The following is a 20234-nucleotide window of genomic DNA, read 5'->3' on the forward strand; positions in this document are numbered from 1 at the left end:
CCCGAGTACGGGAGCCTCTGCGGTTCAGTTATCTCTTCCTCCCCCGATCGTCCTGATCCCCAGGCCTCGGGTGCACAACGGTAGGGGCCGGCCGTGGCGTGCTGACCGGGCGACGTCCCGGGCCATCGCCACGGCCCAACCGGCCGTCCGCCGCGCCGCTGGCCCGGCCGGCACCGCGTGACGCCCGCAGGATCTGTGCGCTTCGGCGCGCCGAACTTGCCTGCACAACGCACCCCTGCCGCTCTCGGTATGCCGCGATCTCTGCCACTAGCGCGGCCAACGCCAGAACGAGCTGCGCACCCGCGGAGTCCTGCCCTGTGCGCCCACTTAGGCTGCGCACGGCCACGAGCCGCCACGCCGCGGTGCGCAGCGCGGCGGCAACCGGAGACAAGCGGTCGGGTTGGCCCACCATCGGCGTCCGCGACGCCCGGTCGAACAGATCCGCCGCGTCCCGCGGCACCATCTGACCGTGGCCGCCGTGTTGCGTGACCGCGCCGACGGCGGTGAACATGTCGCCGGCGGCGTGCGCAATACCGGGGACCTCGTCATCCTCCCCCGCCGCGACCGTCGACGTCGCCTGCTCGAGCGCGGCGAGCGCGTCTCCCGCGGCCGCCTCAAGTTCAGCCCGCCCGACCTGGCTGCGCTCACCGGGCGCCGGCGCGATCGGCGGCCCCGGCGGCGGGGCAGACGCCCACCGCTTCAACAACTGCGGTAGCGAGAGATCCGGCGACAGTGCGCGACCCGAGTACCAGACCGGCAGACCCTCCGCCGTCTCATCGCCTGGCGCCGCGACCGAGTAGCCAGCCAGCTGACCCGCGTGCCGCGCTCGCGGCCGAACCCGCACGCCAAGGTCAAACAGCCGACGGAAGAACTGCTCAGGATCACGCGCCTGCACCGCGGCGATACGCGCCGCCCGGCACAGCCACTCGCGTGACGTCTCATCCAGCCCACGCCGCACTGCTTTCTCCATCTCCGCTCGAGTCGCCGGCTTGGCGGCCGTGCGGTCCACCGGTGCCGTCGCGGTAAGACCCAACCGCGCCTCCGCGTCCCGGCAAACCTCCCGCGCCTTCGGGTAGTCCTTGTACGGGTGCACCCGACGACCGTTGTCCTGTCGCACCAACACCGCGGCGATGTGCACGTGGGAATCCGTATGTCGAATCGCCACCCACCGACAGGCGCCGAGATCATCCCGCGGAGCGATCCCTGTCCTGTCCATCAGATCGGTCGCGATCTCCGCCCACTCCGCATCGATAAGGACACGGTCGCCCGCCGAGTTGCGCAGCGAGCAATGCCAGACCGGTCCGCGGGGGGCCTTCCCACCGTCTAGCCTGATGGGCTCGGTTTGCGGGATGCCCGCCGCGACGGCGGGGTCGGCCAAGTCGGTCGCGAGTTCCTCGACATCGAAATTCCCGTCGCCGATCAGCTCCGGCTGGTGCAGCTCCGGAGCACCGTCCCAGGACGCAACGACGTGCTGGTTGATGTGCTCGTTGAAGCGCCCCGGTCCCATCAAGTAGTGGACCAACCCGGCGACCCGCCAACCCCGGGAGATCTTCGCGATCACGGACGCGACCGCAACTGCTCGCGCCGGGCGCGTGCGGTGAGCTCGCCGATGTGCGCAACCTCCTGATCGACACGCTGGACGACACGCGCGACAAGGGCCTCGACCGCATGCGTCTCCTTGAGGACCTCGCCCGTCGAGTTCGCGTGCTTGGCAACGTCATTGAGGTTGCCCCCGACGTTCCGCAGGATCCGGCGCACGTCCGCCAGCCGCGCCTGAAAGACCATCAGCTGCTGCATGACCGGACCCCACGCCGCCACCGGCGCCGGGGTCGACTCCGCCGCACGAACGCCCACCTCGCCGAGCCAGGACGCATCCGCCACACCAGCCCGCGCGGCAGCCGACCGCACCATGGCCATCTCCATCTCGGAGAACGACACCCGAACTGAGTGCGGACGGCCGCCGTCCGCTCGCGGACGCCGACTCGGCCCTGTTACCGACTCCCCCATCACGTCGACCTGATCTCCGTCGCGGAAGCGCGATCGCATGTCGGCGTGTCGGCTGTTGCGTTTTCAGTGGATTGCGCAGGCGTTTTGTCAGTCGACGCAGGTGAAATAGCGGTGCTGGCGGCGGGGTCGAGGAGCAGGGAGAACCGGACGTCGTCGGTCGGGTCGAGGGCGCCGTTAGACGGGCCTCGCTGGACGAGTCCCTGTCGTTGGAGTTCGATCGCGGTCTCGCCGCTGAGGTCGAGGGTGGCCTCGGTGTATTCATAGCCGACGACGACGATCTGGTAGAGCGCCCGCAAGACGGGTTCGGCGAGGCCGTCGTCGGCGACGCGCAGCTGATGCAGCGCGTGCCGCTGCATCTCGGTGAGCAGACCGTGACGGGGCCGCAGGCCTTGCAGCGGATCCGCCCGGTTCACGACGTCACGGTCGAAGCGGACTCACGTCCCGCACCGTGCCCCTGGGCATGTCCTTCGTTCGGCTACTGGTCAGGAGACCATAACTGCAGCGGCAGCGTTCACGTCGATACCATCCCCACTCTCAGCACGGTCAGTGCACAACCTCAAAGGCGAAAGCTGCGACGCTGTACTTCTCGTCGCCGCTCCCCCCACCCGCGGAAATCGGCAGAGTGAGGCCCAGCTTTGGGCATCTCCCCTCATGGGCCGACTAGTCGAAACTCGCGACGAGGAGGAACTGCGTATCCTCTACGTAGCACTGACCCGCGCCCGCCGATACTGCGCTATCGCGCTACCCGACGACACACCCGCAGAGATCCTCGCCGCCTTCTCAGCCTCCGGATTTGTAGAAGCACCGCAAAGCCCGGTCGGCGAGTCGACGCCGTCCCCTTGGTAGCCGCGCTGCGCCACGTGCGGTAAAGGTCATACCTGCCGAAATACTGGATCAGCCCGATGCAGGCCATCGTCTCTGCGGCAAACATGCTGGGCGCTGCGAGCGAGGCCGCGTGGTACACCGTTGGCGAGGCTCCCCCGCGGAAGTACCAACGTATCCATGTGATGCCGCACCTTCGGCGGAATCAGACCGGCAGGACGCTACGATCGCGGCCCAACCCGCCGCGCGCTGGCATGCTCTGGTTGGAGTTCACGAGTGACGAATTCGCCGAGAGCTTGCGGCGCGATCTTCCATCCTTCCCGGTCGACGCCGTTCTCAACGCCACCCCCGGCGCGATCGCCGGGCTGCTCCTCGGCCACGACTCCGTCGGGGTCCTCGCGCTGGCCGCGGTCACGTGGGTGTCGTCGTCCGGCATCGTTGCCCGACTGCTCGGCGACCTGCGACGACTGCGGGATCCGGCGGCCCCAGCCGTCCTCGCAGTGCTTGTGCTCGAAGACTTTGGATATCAGCCTGACCGCGCGTCGACCCACGACAGCCTCTCCGCCACCTCCCTTCGCCGGCCCCACACCCGCACCAGCCCCGATATCTCCTATCGCGGGCCGCTCAACCACGACCACTTGACAGAGGTGCGCCCATATCAGCTGTAATGCCCAGCAGGGTTGTTGACGGCGTGGCGGCTTGAACACGGGGAGGCCTCCGGACCAGGTCAACGTGCTGTGCCGTCGCTGCCACCGCCCGTGTGCTGCTGGTCGTCGTGGCGTTTGCATATGGCGACGACCGAGGAGGGGCCTTTCGTCGCGGCGAACCGCCATTCGCTGATCCCGCGCTGGTTCAGATGGCGCGACACTCGATCGTCCTGCGGGAGCCGGCCGCGTTCGTCGCCGTACTCCTCCGACCGGCGCCGACGGTGGAGCGTCCCGTGCTGCCCTGCCGGGACGGCCGCATGCCCGCAGTTCGTCCTGCTGGGCTGTGCACTACGCCCTGCTGGTGCTGGCAACGTCCGTGCTGCCGACGAGCGGGAGCCGACACTCGTCCCGAGACCGAGGAGGCGGACCGATGCGACCTGTTCGCCGTGCGGATGCGGGTGCGCGCTCAGCGTGGGCTCTCGTCCTCACGCTGCTCCTGACGGCCACGGCCGCCCTGGCCGGGTGCGCCGGCCGCGACGACACCGCGCCCGCCCCGCGGATCGCGGAGGGGTTGTCGGAGGAGTTCGCCGGGGTCGTTCAGGCCGTCCTGCCCTCGGTCGTGGAGATCAGCCAGCCGGGATCGGTGGGGTCCGGCGTCGTCTTCGACCGCGACGGGCACATCGTGACCAACGCGCATGTCGTCGGTTCGGGGAAGGCGTTCGAGGTCAGGTTCGCGAACAGCAGCGCCGTGCGGACGGCGACGCTCGTGTACTCCTGGCCGATCGAGGACATCGCGGTGATCAAGGTGCAGGACACCGGCGGCCTGGTGCCCGCGCAGTTCGGCGCCGCTCGTGACCTGCAGGTGGGCGACATCGTCATGGCGATGGGCAGCCCGCTCGGGTTGGAGAGCAGCGTGACGCAGGGCGTCGTCTCGGCGCTGGGCCGGACCGTCTCGGAGCCGCCGGAGCCGCAGATTGGCTTCCCCGGAACCGTGCTCCGTCAGACGATCCAGACGAGTGCCCCGATCAACCCCGGCAACAGCGGTGGCGCGCTCGTCAGCCTGGACCGCAAGGTCGTCGGCATCCCCTCGGTCGCCGCCGTGAACCAGGGCATCGGCGGGGTGGCAGCCGGGATCGGGTTCGCGATCCCCGGCGACATCGCGAGCGACCTCGCCCAGCAGATCATCGACCACGGGCGCGTGATCAACTCTGGACGCGCGGCCCTCGGGATCACCGGGCTGACCGTCACGAACGACCAGGGGCAGCCGATCGGGGTCGGCGTCGCCGCCCTCGATCCGAACGGGCCCGCCGCGACGGCCGGCGTGCGTGTCGGCGACCTCATCACCCGATTAGGGGGCGAGGAGGTCCGGACCGCGCAGGACCTGCAGACGCAGATTGCCTCACGTCGTCCGGGCGACGCCGTTCGGCTTACGGGGACACGGCCGCCGGCGGCAGAACCGTTCACGATCACGGTCACGCTCGGCGAGCTTCCGGTCTCTTGAGGAGGACGGCGATGGTCGAGGTCGAGACGGTCGACCGCATCCTGGGCATGGACGGCGACGGTCTGCTGGTGCTGTCGGTATATGTCAACGTCGACCCCGACGACCGCCGCGCCTTTCCGAGCGCTGTGGACGGGGTGCTCCATGAAACCCGCCTGCTCACCAAGGACCCCGACCTGGACCGGGAGGCCCGGTTGTCCCTGCGCGGGGACGTGGAACGCATCGTGGAGGCCGTGACGGAGGAGCACGTCCGCCCGCAGGCCGTCGCGTTCTTCTCGTGCTCCGGGCGGGGGTTGTTCGAGGTCGTCGAGCTGCCGCGCCCGGTTCGCTACAGCCTCGTGGTCGACGCGACGCCGTGGGTCCGTCCGCTGGTGGCGGTGCTCGACGAGTACCACCGCTGCCGGGTCGTGGTGGTCGACCGCGCGCATGCCCGCTTCTGGGACCTCTATCAGGACGAGATGGTCGAGCGCGGCAAGCCGCGGGACCGGGCGCTGCGCAAGCCCGACTATGCGTACGGGATGCGCGAGGTCGCCACGCGGAATAAGGCCGAGCTGCTGGCGAAGCGGCACTACCGCGCCGTCGCGCAGCGGCTGGCCGAGGATCTCCGCCGGCGCCAGTTCGACATCGTCGCCATCAGCGGCCACGAGCACGAGATACCGGAGCTCCTGGACCACCTGCCGCGAGAGGTACGTGACCGCGTCGCCGGGACGTTCCCGGTGCACCCTCGCGAGGAGGACCTCGGGGCGATCCGGGACCGCGCGCAGGAGGTCGTCGACCGGTACGAGCGGGCGGAGGAGGAGCGGCTGGTGGCGGAGGCCCTGGAGAAGCATGCCGCTGGTGGGCTCGCCGCCGTCGGTCTCGACGACTGCTTGTGGGCCGGCGCCACTGCCGCGGTCGATCTGCTCCTGGTCCACGACGAGGTCATGTGGCCAGGCGTGGTCTGTGCCGACGACGGCTGGATGGCGACCGCGGGCGACCGGTGCCCGATCTGCGGAAACCCGCTGCGCAGGACTCCGGATGTCATCGACGAACTCGTACAAGCAGTCATCGACGAGGGCGGGAGCGTCGAGCATGTGATGACGGAGACGCGGCTGCGCGATCATCTGAGCGCCGCGACGCTCCGCTTCCCATTGCCGCCCCTCCCGGCCGGCTGACGCACCGGGAGGGTGGCGGTTGGCCGGAGTGACGTCAGCGCGACACCGGCGCGCCGGCGAACTGTTCGACGATCGCACGGCAGAACGCCGGAAGGTCGGCCGGCGACCGACTGGTGGTGAACTGCCCGTCGATCACCACCTCCTCGTCGACGACCTCGGCGCCGGCATTGCGCAGGTCGGTTCGCACGCTCGGCCACGAGGTGATCCGGCGCCCGCGGACGACATCGGCCTCCACCAGCGTCCAGGGGCCGTGGCAGATCGCAGCCACCGGCTTGCCCGTGGCGATGAATGCCTTGACGAACTCGACGGCGTCGGCGTTCATGCGCAGCTGGTCCGGGTTCACGGTCCCGCCCGGGAGGAGCAGGGCCTCGTAGTCGTCGACGTTTGCGTCGGAGACCTGCCTGTCCACCGGGAACGTCCCGGCGGACACCATGTCGAACTGGCGGGCCTGGATCTCGCCCGGGTGTATCGAGAGCAGGTCGCTCCGCGCACCTGCGCCGTAGAGGGCTCCCCGTGGCTGTTCGAGCTCCACGCGCTCGACCCCGTCGGTCGCCAGAATGGCGATCGTCTTGCCCTGCAGCTCTGAGCCCATGAGTCGCTCCCCGTTCCGTCTGCGGCCGTTGTGGTCGCCGCGGCGCCCGGTGCGCCGGCACCGCGACCTTCCCGGAGCCGGGCCACCCCGCTCGTCGGCCTGACGGGACCAGAAACCAGCCCGCAATACACCCGGCGGAGCCAGCCGGGGTGAGCCGGGTTCTCGGCGGAGAGGTCTCACAGGTGACCTCCGGGACGGACCTGCCGGGACGAGAACGGAGGACGAGATTGCAGCCTGCGGACCGGTGCACGACGTGCCCCGGTGATGCGACCGTCGCTGCGTAGAACCTGTGGGGAGGATCAGCCGATGGCTCGGGACGACCATGAGGCCCTCGACGTGTCCCACGATCCCTGGCTGGTGCGCCTGCAGGACGCCTTCCAGTGGCTGGTCACGGCGCTCCACCTCGACGACGACGCGGGAGGCGCGCACGGCGGGCGCATCGTCACCTGCCGGCACTGCGGGCAGCGCAACCGGGTGGCCGCCGTCGCCACGGGTGTCCCGAGATGCGGGAAGTGCCACCAGGCCCTGCCGTGGATCGCCGGTGCCGGCGACGACGAGTTCACCGACGTGGCGGAGCAGGTGTCGATGCCGGTGCTCGTGGACCTGTGGGCGAGCTGGTGCGGGCTCAGCTGCATGGTGCGACCGGTCGTGCAACGGCTGGGTGCCGAACGGGCCGGGGAGATCAAGGTGGTGGAGGTGGAGGTTGTGGCCGCGCCCCGGACATCACGGCGCTTCCACGTGTGCGGCATCCCGACGCTGATGGTGCTGCGCAGAGGCGAGGTGGTGGCCCGGCGCTACGGCGAGATACAGGCGCCGGCCCTGCGCAGCTGGCTGGACCACGCACTGCGTGATGAGGCCGGATCGACGTCTGATGGCGGCATCGCGCTCCACACCCCTCCAGCTGCCGACCTGGCAGGAGCCCGGACCACGAAAGGGCCGGGCTCCGGCTACACCCCGGGGTAGAAGTCGGCGAGGTGCAGGTCGAGCTCCATCAGGTCCGGGTGCACGAAGAAGGCGAGGTTCGCGCTGTCGGCGGGGCATCCGCGCTGGTGGTAGACGGCGCCGAGGCGCCGGGTGGCAGGGCAGTGATTGCACGGCACCGACACCAGCGGGTAACGAGCGGTCACGCGTTCTCCTCGACGATCCGCGCGGGCAGAGACTCAGTCGGTGCTGGTCGCCCGGCGGTGGGCCTACAACAGGTGGCCGGCGAACCACACGAGGGTGCGTCCCGAGGCGTGCGTTTTCCCGATGCCCGGTGCGCGGCTGTCGACGGCGACGGTCACGCAGGTTCCACGACGAGACCCGCCCGTCTGGAGCGGGCGACCGGAGGAAGAGCCGGCATGCGAGCGGAGCATCCTGGCACGCGGGTTGGTGGCGCCGGCCAGCGGTTCGGTCGTGGCTCAGGGGGTGCGCCTACCCTGCGGTCGGATTACCGGTCTTTCTGGTCCTTCCAGCCGCCGGGTTCGGGGTGGTAGCCGTAGGCAGCGGCCCGAACCGTCTCCTCGTCCTCCAGCCCGGAGCCGATCGCTCCCCCGACGGTGGCCAGCGAGCTGATGATCCACGCGAGTGTCAGGTAGTCGGTGACATCGACCGGCCGCTTCAGGGTCTGTTCCAGCACGGATGTGTCGATCAGCAGCGCTGCGGCGAGCAGCGTCCCGGCGAACAGCACCACATAGGACACCGCCGTGGCCAGGGTGAGGGTGAGGATCGTGCCTACGTTGAACATCCGGGCCAGCTCGGCCGGTGTCTCCCTGTCCGGTTTCTCCCACAGATCGTGCGCGACGATCAGCCAGGCCACCAGCGCAGTCAACCCGAGCAGCATGATCACGGCGAGGCGGAGTCCGCCGAGCGCATCGCCCACCTGCCATATGGTGGAGGTGGTGAGCGAGAACGCGGCCGTGCCGAGCACGCCGACCAGCAGCTTGGACAGGCCCAGCAGCGCGCGTCCCGGACGGTTGGCACGGACCATTCCGGTCAGCAGCCGCACCCGGCCGATCAGCCGCGAGGCGACGTAGCGCAATTCCCCGGTGTGGCCCTCGCCGACCATCCGGCCGATGGCGGGGACCCGGCTTGTCAACCCGGCTGGTTCCCAATCAGCCGGGGGCACCCGCTGGTCAGAAGCGTCAGTGAGCAGCCGGCCTACAAGATCAGGAACGACTGTGCGGACGGCTCGTAGCTGGCGCAGCCCCAGCGCAGGCAGAGACACCACCGCGACTCGGCGCTGGGCGGAGGTCTGCGCGACCAGCGGCATCCGGTCGGTGTGCAGTGGCAGGTCGGTCAGGCAGACCGCGACGTCCCAGTTCTCGTCGGCGCGCCGGCGGGCAAGATCGTCCAGCAGCGCCTCAGCGCCGCCGTCGCGGCGCGGCGACACGTCACCCCAGCCTTGCTGGACGGTCCATCGCACGTCGGCGTTCACCTGTTCGGCGAGCCGGTCGGCCAGTTCGGCGGCGAGCCGCGCGGCGACCTGGGCCGGGTGGTCCGGCGGGGTCGCCACCAGCCCGACGACGATCTCCGGGCGGTGCTGTTCACTGTGGTCATCCGAGCTCATCACCGGTAGCCGGGCACAATCGCCGCGCGCGGCGTTCCTCGGTCCAGGCGCACACATGCCTCGGTCTACCCGGGATGCTCCTCCGGCCAACCTACCCGGGATGCTCCTCCGGTCAACATCGAGAGGTCGGCTTGGTGCCGTCCGGACGCCGTTACGCAGCGGCCCGGATCGGCCGCGTCATCGCAACCGCAGTGATCGCTTGGCGGGTTAGGCGGATTGCCAGTGGGTAGCCGGTTCACGCAGGCGCGCCACGGCGCAGTGCACCGGACGTTCGACAGGGTGCGATCGGATACGCAGCTGCCGACGACTCGACCGGCAAGCCGAGAGGCGGTGAGAGCAAGTCAGGACGAGGTGCAGCGGCGGGGCTGGGGGGCGCCGGACACGGTGCGCCGGATCAGCGGCGTGGACGACTCCCGGAGGTTCCGGGCGGTGGTGCCGATCGTCGGGACGCGGGATACAGGCGACCGGGCTCCCGACGAGTCGGCGGAAGGGCGCCTGGGCGTGGAGCCGGGTCGTGGACGACGCGATGGACCTGACCTCGCTCGGCAGGCCGTCGCCCACCGTGGCGGGCGCAGCCGGCGGCTCGTGCTGCGCCGTCGTCGGGATCACTGTGCTGGACCTGCTGACCGCCGCGCAGGCCACCCGAACCAAGGAGAACGGCTCCGTGCCAGCGGTGCGGGACCCACGCAAAGGAGGATCCATGGAACTGACGGCCACGACTACCATCCGCAAATCCGCGCCGGAGGTCTTTGCGTTCTGGCGCAATCTGGAGAACCTCCCGACGTTCATGGCGCATCTCGAGGAGGTCCGCGCCACCGGTGACCGGACGAGCCACTGGGTCGCCGGCGCCCCGTTCGGCAAAGACGTCGAGTGGGACGCGGAGATCATCGATGAGGCGCCCACCGAGAAGATCGCGTGGCGGTCGACCGGGAACGTCGACGTGCCGAACACCGGTACCGTCCGGTTCGTGCCCGCCCCGGACGGTGTGAGCACCGAGGTACACGTCGTGCTGGCGTACGACATTCCGGGCGGCACGGTCGGCAAGACGGTCGCCAAGTACTTCGGCGAGGAACCGCACCAGCAGCTCGACGACGACCTGCGTCGGCTCAAGCAGGTGCTGGAGACCGGCGAGGTGGTGCGGTCCGACGGCGCCCCGTGGGGCAAGCGGGCGCGGAAGGAGTTCCCGCAGCGTCCGGCGCAACCGCTGTCGGACGTCGAGGTCGAGAAGGGAGCAGACGCATGAGGGCGAACACCTGGGCGGGCCGCAACAAGGTCGAGGTCCGTGACGTGCCGGACCCGAAGATCCTGAACATGCGCGATGCCATCGTACGGATCACCTCCACCGCGATCTGCGGCTCGGACCTGCACCTGGTCGACGGGTACGTGCCCACGATGCAGGACGGCGACGTCATGGGTCACGAATTCATGGGCGAGGTGATCGAGGTCGGCCCGGGCGTCGATCCGGATCGTTTGCGCATCGGGGACCGGGTAGTCGTGCCGTTCCCGATCGCCTGCGGCGCGTGCGGCGCCTGCGCCGCCGAGCTGTACTCCTGCTGCGAGAACTCCAACCCCAACGCCGGGATCGCGGAGAAGATGTTCGGACACCCGGTCGCCGGGCTCTTCGGCTACTCACATCTGACCGGCGGCTTCGCGGGCGGTCAGGCACAGTACGCGCGGGTGCCGTTCGCCGACGTCGGTCCGTTGAAGATCGAGTCCGAGCTGACCGACGAGCAGGTGCTGTTCCTCTCCGACATCCTGCCCACCGGCTACATGGGTGCCGAGATGTGCGACATCCAGCCAAGCGACGTGGTGGCGGTCTGGGGCGCCGGCCCGGTCGGCCAGTTCGCCATGGACAGCGCCCGGGTCCTCGGCGCCGCGAAAGTCATCGCCATCGACAAGGAGCCCTACCGGCTGCAGATGGCGGAACGGGCGGGTCACACGCCGGTGAATTTCGACGAGGTCGACGTGCGATCCGTCTTGCTGGAACTGACTGGCGGGCGCGGGCCGGACAAGTGCATCGACGCGGTCGGCCTGGAAGCCACCCACGGCAGCGCGCACATCGCCGCGTATGACCGGGTCAAGCAGGCCCTACGGTCGGAGACCGAACGCCCGCACGCGCTGCGCCAGGCAATCCTGTCGTGCCGCAGCGGCGGCGTGGTCTCGGTGATCGGCGTGTACGGCGGCCTGCTGGACAAGTTCCCCGCCGGCGCGTGGATGAACCGGTCGCTGACCCTGCGGACCGGGCAGTGCCACGTGCAGCGCTACATGAAGCCGCTGCTGCAGCGCATCGAGCGCGGAGAGATCGATCCGACCCGGATCATCACCCACACCTTGGCGCTGGACGAGGCGGAACGCGGCTTCGAGATCTTCAAGAACAAGCAGGACAACTGCGAGAAGGTCGTCCTCAAACCCTGACGGCCACCCGCGTCCGGCCACCGCCGCAAGCATCGGTGGCCGGATGCGGCATCTATTTGGTAGCGCCGCCGGCGGCGTCCCCCCGTCGGCCGGCGTCGGGCGTCGAGTGGTGCCGCGACCCTGGGGCGGGCCGTAGCTGTCGCGTGACAGCCGCTGCACGCGACCCTCATCCAACGCGTGTCGCAACGCCCGGCGGAAGCGGCCGGGACCCAGAAACGCCCGCCGGCATAACCGGCCAGCGCCCCGCGCCGAGTCGAGACCAGCCCTTCGACTGCCCCCTCGATCGCGGCGATCTCCCGGTCCATCGCTCCGTCCGACGCCGCTGCCAGCGGCTCGTCGTGCCCGCGGTGCCGATCTGGCCGGGTGAGTAGAACGAGAAACCGGGGCCGGGCCAGACCACGCGCAACCGGTGCCGCTCATCCGACGCCCGCTCGGCGGCGCGCCGCGAGGTCCGCATGTTCCCGCTCGGGCGCCGCCCGACGCTCCTCCTCGGTCGTGCGGGCGGGCTCACGGGCAGCTGGATGGCGCCCTGCTGCTGGGGGTCGGCGTCGGCCTCCTCAGCGGTGAGCGGGGGTGGCGATGCTCTCCAGCGACCTGCCCTCGGCGCGTGGAGCAGTGCTCGATTCTTTGATCGCTTATGACGCGATGTGTGACTGAGCTGACGGCGACCTTGTCGGAGTTCTCCAGCACACGTCAACCTGGACATGACCGCGTCGGCGCAATCAGTGTCGGCCGGACGGCCGACGTCGCTGTGCTCGCGTAGTAGGTGTCGGTGGCGATCACCGTGTTGGTGCGGTCACGGTCATCCGCACCGCTACCGGCACCGCCACCGGCGAGTCCACAACTGGTGAGTGCGGCGGTGAGCAGCCCGGCCGCGGCCACGACGTGCAGGATGCGGGACGTTCAGCGCATGCGGAGCTCCGGTCAGGCGAAGAGCGGGTGAAGCAGCGTTCGCCGCGGACCAGTGCGCATCGTCTCGTTCGTGGCGAGCACGAAGGATCGGGACCAGGGCGTGAAGAGCTGCGCGGCCTACTGTGTAGATGGCGTGCTGTGCATACCTCATGAGGTGCAGTTCATTCCGACCCTCGGAGGATCTGCCATGCCCTCGTGGCGACATGCAGGTTCAGCCGCGTCTCCACGTCACGGAGCTCGCGGCCGGTGAGCTCGCGGATCCGCCTGAGCCGATACCGCAATGTGCTCCGGTGGATCGTGAGTGCGCGAGCCGTCGCGTCGTAGTTCCCGCCGCATTCGTAGTACTGCCACAGCGTGGTGACGAGGTCGGAGCGGTTGGCCGCGTCGTAGTCGACCAACGCGCCGAGCCATTCGCGGACGAACTCGCGGAGCTCGCGGTCGTGTTCGCCGTCGCCGGTGGCCAGGAGACGGTAGATGCCGAGGTTGTCGAAGACGGTGATGCCGTTGGGCTCCATCGACTGCTGCCGGATGCGAAGGGCTCGGGTAGCCTCGGAGTAGGATCTAGGGAGCTTGGACGGCACGTCGGCCGCCCCGCCCACACCGATTGCACCGTCCTCGTTCTGAAGCCTCGTCCTCATCGAGCGGTACATTTCCTGCCACCGTCGCATGCCGTCCCATCCCGGGCTCGGGGTGAGTACGACCACCGCGCCGCCCCGCTGGCTCAGCAGCACGCCGTTTTCCAGCATCGTGGCCGCCACGCGCTCGACCGTGCGAGCCACCACCTCACTGCTCGTGGCGCCCGGCCACTGGATGATCAGTACGCGATGTGGTGGGGACAGGTCGTGCCCCAGCGCGCTGGAGCGGAACCGGGCGCTCTCGTCGTCGGTGCCGGTGAGCAGATCATGGACGAGGTCGCCACGAAGGCGCAGCTCGGTTTCGGCCATAGCGCGGCGATGAGCGAGTTCCGTAGCAAGGACGACCGACGCGTGTTCGAGGGCGAAGAGATCGTGTTCCTCGGCCCGGTGATCCGGGTCGATCAGCACGAGTACGCCGAGCACCTCGTTGCGGGGCTGGGCCAGCGCGATGAGCCGGTCGCGCTGGCGGATCGGACGTCCACTACGCCGGGCGGCCGTCAGCAGCTCGGACCGACGGCGTGGCGACGTTCGCGGATAGGGCGTCGGCCGGCCCGGACCGCACCACTCCATCAGGTTGCCGAAATTGTCCTCAATCGCGACCGGCAGTCCGGTCAGGTCGTGCAGCGTGCTGCAGATTCCCGCCTCGCCCGCGCCGGAGGCAGCCACGGCAGTGATTCGCTCGTAGGCGAGACGTCGTCGCTCGAGGCCGGAGACAGCGGTGGTCAGCTGCTCGTTCAGCACCCTGAGCCGGTCGTTGAGGCTTCGCAGTTCGGCCGTGGTCCTCCGTTCGTGCCGGCTGAGCCGGGCGCTGTTCAGAGCGGCACCGGCCTGCTGGGCGAGCGTCCCGAGAAGGTACTGCTCCTCGGCGGCCGGCTCGGCGTCCGCGGTGACGACGAGGTAGCCGGCATGGCCGCCGACGGCCCGCAACGCGAAGGCCCAGGCCCAAGGGGCGCCTGCGACCTGAACCGGGCCGTCCGACCCCGACAGGGAGCGGAGCCGCGATTGCAGCTCGGTGCTGCCGTCGCCGACACGCGTCAGATCGTCGCGGAGCAGATAGGCGCCCTCGGTACGGGCCGCGCCCAAGGCAGCGACCGAATCGGCCGCGAACTGGATGATCTCCGTCTCGTCAGTACGGTCGAACATCACCATCGACATCGCGAAAATGCTCGAGAGCTTGGACAATTGCTCCCGCGTCGAGTCGATCAGCGTTTGACCGTCCATCTAGCACCTCGATACAGCGACGGCACTCCGAAGGGCACGCACGGGACGCTACTCGCCGGAGGTTGCAGCCGAGGTCGGAAAAATCCAATCCGGCGAGGAGTGTCTCCCCACGGACTCAGGGCGAAGGGGGAATCGTGCCACCGAGGGCGACCGCGCAATGATCGGGATGGATCATTCGAGCTGACCTACACCCCGTCCGGAGTCCGACCCGGTTGCGGCGGGCCAGCACCTCCGTGTAGAGCTGCATGTAGCGGCCTGCCATCCGTGCGGGCGTGAACCGGGTCGCGGCCACGCGGCAGCACTCCCTCGGATCCAGGCGTACCGCCACAGACGGCGGACGCGAGGGCATTCTCGTCGCCGCAGTCGACCGTCAACCCGGTGCGTCCGTGCCACGAGTTCGGGTAGGCAGCCGCGCCGGTAACCGACGACGGGGGGTATCCAGCGCGAGGGCTTCGACAACGCCTGTGCCCCCGGCTCGTCCCAGCTGATGGGTGCCAGAGCCGCATCTGCGGTGGCGACCAGCTGGTCACACACCGCTTCACCCACGGTGCCGACCCAGTGCACGCGCCGGCCGTCGACGAGCGGCTCCACGTGCTCCCGCCAGTACCGCACGTCCTCGATCGGTGGCCGCCAGCGTCGCGGCAGGGTGATCTCGGTGGGGTGGTCAGGCCCCGGCAGCGGTGGCATCAGGCCACTCCGCTCTCCCGATCGAGCCGGTGCACCAGGCCGGTGCACCAGGAAGTCCGACACCACGGCGAGCAGGTCGCAGCAGCCGTCCTCGTCGAGAGCTCCGTGGCCCGACCGTGCTCGCGCACCGAGATCCCGACCAGCCGGACGTCGTCCGGGATCCCGTCGCGGAGCAGCCTGGGTGCTGCTCTCCCTCGCCGCAGGGGTTTCGTCGCAGGCGTTCTCGTGGCAGCTGAGCTGGCGCCGTTGCATCAGCGTGGTGTCCGTCCGACACCGAGACGACAGTACGACGACCGGCCACGTCCGCAGGATCGCCCTCGGTCACGCCCTGCTCTCCTACTGCTTCGGCACGGGCATCCTCGCTGTGGCCGTCAACCTCGTGACCAATCTGGCGCAGCCGTCCTGATCGGACGTCCTTGCGCCCGTCGCAGGTCAGCAGAACGCCGTCGTCAAGCATCATCGACCGGGCCTCCTCGGCCGGGATGTCGGCGTAGTCGACCTGGCGGGCGAAGACGGCGGAGACCCGAGCGGCGACATCGGCGTAGTCGAGCGCCTCCGGCCCCGTGATCACCTGGATGTCCGGCGGGTCGCCCTCTGTGAGGGCCCGCGCGGCCACCGCCGCGACGTCGCTGACCGCCACGAACCCGACGCGGCCGCCTCCGGCCGGCGCGAGGATCAGACCCCGCTCCCGGATCGTGTCCATCGCCGAGAGCAGGTTCTCCATGTACAGGTTCGGCGTCAAGTGGTGATGGGGAGGCCGGTCCGCTCGAGATGCATGGCGATCTGACGGTGGCTGCGCATGAAGCGCACAGCGCAGTCCGGCTCGTGGAACCCGTCGGCGGCGAGCTTGACGACGCGTGGCCGGTTCCCGGCGGTGACGAGGGCGTCCACGAACCCCACCTCCAGTTCGGGCTGCTCCGCGCGCGAGGGGCCCATGAGGAAGACGCGGTCGAACTCCCGCAGCACGTCCGCAGGAGGCGGATCGTCGAGCGTGGCCACCACGTGGTCCACCGAGGGCGGCAGGTCCATGGCCTTCGCCTCGGCGCGGACCATGGCCGTCACGTCGACGCGCGCATCGTTCAGCTCCTCGACCAGGCGCAGGCCCACCTGGCCCGTCGCCCCCGTCACCAGGATCATCATCTCTCCGATACTCGGCGGTATTCGGTTCGGACGAACAATGCCGAGCCACCAGTTTATGCGTCTGGCCCCGAGGGGTCGAAGGCCAGCTGAACCGGTCGACCCGGCGGACCCGGGTGTACCGGAAAAGCGTCTGGTCCCTCGGGCATGAATTTCCGCGGCGGCGATGTGTGTCACCGGTTGCGGGGCGCCCGCCCCAGGTCGCCGTGCACACGGTCGCAGGCAATCGACAAGGGGTGAGCGGTGCCCCGGGATGGCGCAGGTCGCGGGGGGTTGATGGACCTGGTGGGCCGAGTACCCCGACCGAGGTTGCATCCGGCGGACCGATGCCGCGCGCCCGGAGCGGTGCGACGGTTGGCGAAGCTCGGTTGGCCCGACCCGGCAGGAGGAACTCTGTGACTCTGATGCGATTCGATCCGTTCCGTGAATTGGAACGGCTGGCCGATCAGGCCTTTTCCGTCGGTGCCCGTGCAACACGCAGCATGCCCATGGCCGCGCTGCGTCGGGGCGCCGAATTCCTTGTTTTTATCGATGTGCCCGGCGTCGATCCTGAAGACATCGACGTGACGGTCGAGCGCAATGTGGTCAGCGTGCGGGCCCGCCGCGCGCCCGCGCACCAGGAGGGCGACGAGGTCATCATCGACGAGCGGCCCTACGGCGAGTTCAGCCGCCAGCTGTTCCTCGGGGACAACCTCGATTCAGACCGCATGTCCGGGGACACCCGTGACGGCGTGCTGACCCTGAGAATCCCCGTCAGCGAGGCGAGCGAGCCGCGCCGGGTGCAGCTCGGTACCGCCGACACGTCCGAGGGTGCGCCCCAGCACGGCACCGCGTCCAGCGCAACTACCGGGTCGGAGACCGCTTCGGCGGCCGACCGGACCACCGTCTGATCGGGAGGTTGTCATGATCGAGGAGCCGCGCGAGACCGGAAAGCAGGCAGCCGGACCGCAGGGTCGGGTAGCCAGCAGCGCACGGTCCCCCGCGAGCCCGGCCGACCCGGAGCAACGGCCCCGTCGGCCGATCGGATCGTTCACCAGGTACGAGGACGCCGAACGGGCGGTCGACCGTCTCTCCGATCTGGGCTTCCCGGTCGATCGGGTGGCGATCATCGGTCAGGACCTACAGACCGTCGAGCAGGTCACCGGCAAGATGGACTACCCGCGGGCCGCGTGGCGCGGCGCGCTGAGTGGCGCTGTTCCCGGCGCACTTATCGGGTGGCTGTTCGGGATCTTCAGCTGGGTCAACCCGCTGATCGCGGGCCTGCTGCTGGCCGTGTACGGCCTGATCATCGGCGCCGTCATCGGCGCGATCGTCGGCATCATCATCTATGCCCTGCAGGGCGGCCGCCGCGACTTCGCCTCCGTGGTGATGATGCGCCCGCAACGCTTCGAGGTGGTCGTCGACGACGACGTAGCCGACGAAGCGGTCCGACTGCTTGCGACGGGGGTCTGATATGCCCCGCGCTGCTGGTATCGATCTCGGAACGACCAACTCGGTGATCGCGGCCTGGGAGGGCGGCGAGGCCGACGTCATCCTCAACGCCGAAGGCTCGCGTACGACGCCGTCGGTGGTGGCGTTCACCGAGAGCGGTGAGCGGCTGGTGGGTCAGCTGGCCCGCCGGCAGGCGATCCTCAACCCCAAGGGAACGATCTACTCCGTCAAGCGCTTCATCGGCCGCCGGTACGAGGAGGTCGAGCAGGAGGTCGAGCAGGTCACCTTCGACGTGGTGCCGGACGAGCATGGCAACGCGCGGATCAAGGTTCGCGACAAGCTGTACGCGCCGGAAGAGATCTCGGCCCTGATCCTGCGCAAGCTCGCCGACGATGCCGGGCGCCACCTCGGCGAGCGCGTGACCGAGGCCGTGATCACCGTACCGGCGTACTTCAACGATGCCCAGCGGACCGCGACCCGGGACGCCGGGAAGATCGCGGGACTCGAGGTCCTTCGGATCATCAACGAGCCGACCGCAGCGGCGCTGGCCTACGGGCTGGACAAGCGCCAGCACGAGACGGTGCTGGTGTTCGACCTCGGGGGCGGCACGTTCGACGTCAGCATCCTCGATGTCGGCGACGGTGTGGTGGAGGTACGGGCCACCGCAGGTGACACGCACCTCGGCGGCGACGACTTCGACCGGCGCGTCGTGGACCACCTGGCCGAGCAGTTCCAGAAGGAGAACGGCATCGACCTGCGGAAGGACCCGCAGGCGTTGCAGCGGCTCTACGAGGCCGCGGAGAGGGCGAAGATCGAGCTGAGCTCGGTCACCCAGACCCAGGTCAACCTGCCTTTCGTCACCGCCGACGCGAACGGTCCCAAGCACCTCACGATGACGCTGATGCGCTCGACGTTCGAAGAGCTCACCCGCGATCTCGTGGAACGCACGATGGAGCCGGTCAAGCAAGCGATGGCGGACGCCAAGGTCGGGCCCGACGACGTCGACGAGGTGATCCTCGTCGGCGGCTCGACCCGGATCCCGGCGGTGCAGGGCCTGGTTCGCCGCCTCACCGGTGGCAAGGAACCGAACATGACCGTGAACCCCGACGAGGTCGTCGCGGTCGGTGCGGGGATCCAGGCCGGTGTGCTGAAGGGCGACGTGTCCGACGTCCTGCTGCTCGACGTCACCCCGCTGTCGCTGGGTGTGGAGACGCAGGGCGGGGTGATGACCCGGGTCGTGGACCGCAACACGACGATCCCGGTCCGGCGCAGCGAGACGTTCTCCACCGCGGCGGACAACCAGCCCGCCGTCGACGTGGTGGTGCTGCAGGGCGAGCGTGAGCGCGCGTCCGACAACCGGGTGCTGGGCCGGTTCAGGCTCCAGGACATCCGGCCGGCGCCGCGGGGCGAACCGCAGATCGAGGTCGTCTACGACATCGATGCGAACGGGATCCTCAACGTCACCGCTCGGGACAAGGACACCGGCGCGGAACAGGGCATCACGATTTCGGAGAGCACCAACCTGGACTCCTCTGAGGTGGATCGGATGGTGCAGGAGGCCGAACGCAACCGGACCTCGGACCAGCAGCTGCGCCAGGAGGTCGACGCGCGCAACGAGCTCGACAGCGTCGCTTACCAGGTGCAGCGCCGTCTCGACGAGCTCGGCGACGCCGCGCCGTCGCACGAGCGGGCCCGCGCGGAGATGCTCGTGGCGGACGCCCGGCGGGCGGTGGAGGAACAGGCGCCGCTGGACCGGGTTCGCGAGCTGACCGCCGAGCTCCAGCAGGTGTTCGCCGGCCTGAGCGCGGTGTCGGCCGGAGCGGGGGGCCCCGGGGGCGCACCGGGTGGCGGCAGCGAGAGCGCCACGAGCGAGACCGACGATGACGTGATCGACGCCGAGTTCGACCGTGGCTGAGGCGCGCTCATGACCGAACACGCATCGGACAGGACGCCCGGCCGGCCCGCCGCACGCACCGTCGCCGGCCAGGAAGGCACAGCAGCACCCGAGGAGCGGACCGGGACGGATCGGGTCGCGGAATCAGCCACCCCGACCCGATCCCCGGAGGATCGGCCGGAGGGCCGGCCTGAGCCGGACGCGGCCGAGCTGGAGGATCGCTGGCTTCGGGCCGTCGCAGACCTGGACAACCTGCGCAAGCGCTACGCCCGCGAGCTCGGGCGGGAACGGGAGGCCGAGCGTGAGCTCGTTGCCTCGGCGTTCCTGCCGGTGCTCGACACCATCGACCGGGCCCTCCAGCACGCCGAGTCCGACCCGCGGTCGATCATCGAGGGCATCCGTACCCTGCGCGAGCAGGCCCTCGCCGTACTTGCGGGGCTCGGGTACAGCCGCGAGGACGAGACCGGAGTGCCGTTCGACCCCTCTCGCCACGAGGTGGTGGGCGTGGTCGAGCCCGAGGACGGTGGGACTGCCCCCGGGTCGGTGGCCCAGGTCGTCCGGCCCGGCTACGGCGGCCCTGGCCGCCAGCTACGACCGGCGTCAGTGACCGTGGCGCAGACTCCGGGGGACTAGC

The 20234-nt window shown here is 69.7% G+C and carries 20 protein-coding genes; 10 read left to right on the forward strand and 10 right to left on the reverse strand.

Annotation, left to right across the window (positions count from 1 at the left end):
- Nucleotides 1-28 precede the first annotated feature (28 nt).
- The 3 genes from MMF94_RS08265 to MMF94_RS08275 form a co-directional block, all read right to left on the reverse strand.
- The gene (locus MMF94_RS08265; protein ID WP_241035697.1) at nt 29-1561 is read right to left on the reverse strand and encodes a relaxase/mobilization nuclease domain-containing protein; all 1533 of its coding nucleotides are present in this window, start codon (nt 1559-1561) and stop codon (nt 29-31) included.
- A complete protein-coding gene (locus MMF94_RS08270; protein ID WP_241035698.1) occupies nt 1558-1938 on the reverse strand; it encodes a hypothetical protein in 381 nt (126 codons plus the stop codon). Before MMF94_RS08270 ends, MMF94_RS08265 begins: the two co-directional genes overlap by 4 nt.
- A gap of 68 nt (nt 1939-2006) precedes the next feature.
- Nucleotides 2007-2420, reverse strand: coding sequence for a hypothetical protein (locus MMF94_RS08275; RefSeq protein ID WP_241035699.1), 414 nt, complete (start codon nt 2418-2420; stop codon nt 2007-2009).
- Between the two features lie 489 nt (nt 2421-2909).
- Between MMF94_RS08275 and MMF94_RS08280 the strand changes: the two genes are divergently transcribed.
- The 3 genes from MMF94_RS08280 to MMF94_RS08290 all read left to right on the forward strand — a co-directional run bounded on the left by MMF94_RS08280 (nt 2910) and on the right by MMF94_RS08290 (nt 6128).
- Nucleotides 2910-3497, forward strand: coding sequence for a cation:proton antiporter (locus MMF94_RS08280; protein WP_241035700.1), 588 nt, complete (start codon nt 2910-2912; stop codon nt 3495-3497).
- A gap of 409 nt (nt 3498-3906) precedes the next feature.
- Nucleotides 3907-4977, forward strand: a complete 1071-nt coding sequence (locus tag MMF94_RS08285) for a S1C family serine protease (RefSeq protein WP_241035701.1) — start codon at nt 3907-3909, stop codon at nt 4975-4977.
- Between the two features lie 11 nt (nt 4978-4988).
- The gene (locus tag MMF94_RS08290) at nt 4989-6128 is read left to right on the forward strand and encodes a baeRF10 domain-containing protein (protein ID WP_241035702.1); all 1140 of its coding nucleotides are present in this window, start codon (nt 4989-4991) and stop codon (nt 6126-6128) included.
- 34 nt (nt 6129-6162) lie between these two features.
- Here MMF94_RS08290 and MMF94_RS08295 read toward each other — a convergent pair whose 3' ends face one another.
- Nucleotides 6163-6720, reverse strand: a complete 558-nt coding sequence (locus MMF94_RS08295) for a type 1 glutamine amidotransferase domain-containing protein (RefSeq protein ID WP_241035703.1) — start codon at nt 6718-6720, stop codon at nt 6163-6165.
- A 306-nt stretch (nt 6721-7026) separates the two neighbouring features.
- On the opposite strand from MMF94_RS08295, the gene MMF94_RS08300 reads away from it, so the two are divergent.
- On the forward strand, nt 7027-7683 hold the full coding sequence (locus tag MMF94_RS08300; protein WP_241035704.1) for a thioredoxin family protein: 657 nt from the start codon (nt 7027-7029) through the stop codon (nt 7681-7683).
- Here the strand turns inward: MMF94_RS08300 and MMF94_RS08305 are convergent.
- Together MMF94_RS08305 and MMF94_RS08310 are read right to left on the reverse strand one after the other, a co-directional pair.
- Complete coding sequence (locus tag MMF94_RS08305; protein ID WP_241035705.1) at nt 7668-7847, reverse strand: hypothetical protein; 180 nt, start codon at nt 7845-7847, stop codon at nt 7668-7670. The genes MMF94_RS08300 and MMF94_RS08305 overlap by 16 nt on opposite strands.
- 302 nt (nt 7848-8149) lie before the next feature.
- Entirely contained in the window at nt 8150-9268 is a 1119-nt protein-coding gene (locus tag MMF94_RS08310; RefSeq protein WP_241035706.1) for a DUF2267 domain-containing protein, read from the reverse strand.
- Between the two features lie 514 nt (nt 9269-9782).
- Here MMF94_RS08310 and MMF94_RS08315 point away from each other — a divergent pair.
- Both MMF94_RS08315 and MMF94_RS08320 read left to right on the forward strand, forming a co-directional pair.
- On the forward strand, nt 9783-10511 hold the full coding sequence (locus tag MMF94_RS08315; RefSeq protein ID WP_241035707.1) for an SRPBCC family protein: 729 nt from the start codon (nt 9783-9785) through the stop codon (nt 10509-10511).
- Complete coding sequence (locus tag MMF94_RS08320; protein ID WP_241035708.1) at nt 10508-11683, forward strand: zinc-dependent alcohol dehydrogenase; 1176 nt, start codon at nt 10508-10510, stop codon at nt 11681-11683. The genes MMF94_RS08315 and MMF94_RS08320 overlap by 4 nt, the downstream gene beginning before the upstream one ends.
- Nucleotides 11684-12376: 693 nt before the next feature.
- Here the strand turns inward: MMF94_RS08320 and MMF94_RS08325 are convergent.
- From MMF94_RS08325 to MMF94_RS08340, 4 genes are all read right to left on the reverse strand, one after another.
- Nucleotides 12377-12565 (reverse strand): hypothetical protein, encoded by a 189-nt coding sequence (locus MMF94_RS08325; RefSeq protein WP_241035709.1) that lies wholly within the window; start codon nt 12563-12565, stop codon nt 12377-12379.
- Between the two features lie 191 nt (nt 12566-12756).
- Nucleotides 12757-14451, reverse strand: coding sequence for a PucR family transcriptional regulator (locus MMF94_RS08330; RefSeq protein ID WP_241035710.1), 1695 nt, complete (start codon nt 14449-14451; stop codon nt 12757-12759).
- A 664-nt stretch (nt 14452-15115) separates the two neighbouring features.
- Nucleotides 15116-15880, reverse strand: a complete 765-nt coding sequence (locus tag MMF94_RS08335; RefSeq protein WP_241035711.1) for a Rossmann-fold NAD(P)-binding domain-containing protein — start codon at nt 15878-15880, stop codon at nt 15116-15118.
- Complete coding sequence (locus tag MMF94_RS08340; protein WP_241035712.1) at nt 15877-16278, reverse strand: NAD(P)H-binding protein; 402 nt, start codon at nt 16276-16278, stop codon at nt 15877-15879. Before MMF94_RS08340 ends, MMF94_RS08335 begins: the two co-directional genes overlap by 4 nt.
- A 392-nt stretch (nt 16279-16670) precedes the next feature.
- On the opposite strand from MMF94_RS08340, the gene MMF94_RS08345 reads away from it, so the two are divergent.
- Genes MMF94_RS08345 through MMF94_RS08360 form a run of 4 tightly spaced genes read left to right on the forward strand, consistent with a single transcriptional unit; the run spans nt 16671 to nt 20233 of the window.
- Nucleotides 16671-17165, forward strand: coding sequence for an Hsp20/alpha crystallin family protein (locus MMF94_RS08345; RefSeq protein ID WP_241035713.1), 495 nt, complete (start codon nt 16671-16673; stop codon nt 17163-17165).
- A gap of 13 nt (nt 17166-17178) precedes the next feature.
- Nucleotides 17179-17727, forward strand: coding sequence for a YflT domain-containing protein (locus tag MMF94_RS08350; RefSeq protein WP_241035714.1), 549 nt, complete (start codon nt 17179-17181; stop codon nt 17725-17727).
- 1 nt (nt 17728) lies between these two features.
- The gene (gene dnaK / locus MMF94_RS08355) at nt 17729-19621 is read left to right on the forward strand and encodes a molecular chaperone DnaK (protein WP_241035715.1); all 1893 of its coding nucleotides are present in this window, start codon (nt 17729-17731) and stop codon (nt 19619-19621) included.
- A gap of 9 nt (nt 19622-19630) precedes the next feature.
- Nucleotides 19631-20233, forward strand: coding sequence for a nucleotide exchange factor GrpE (locus MMF94_RS08360; protein WP_241035716.1), 603 nt, complete (start codon nt 19631-19633; stop codon nt 20231-20233).
- Nucleotide 20234 lies beyond the last annotated feature (1 nt).

Source organism: Pseudonocardia alaniniphila (genome assembly GCF_022524485.1).
Classification (GTDB): domain Bacteria; phylum Actinomycetota; class Actinomycetes; order Mycobacteriales; family Pseudonocardiaceae; genus Pseudonocardia; species Pseudonocardia alaniniphila.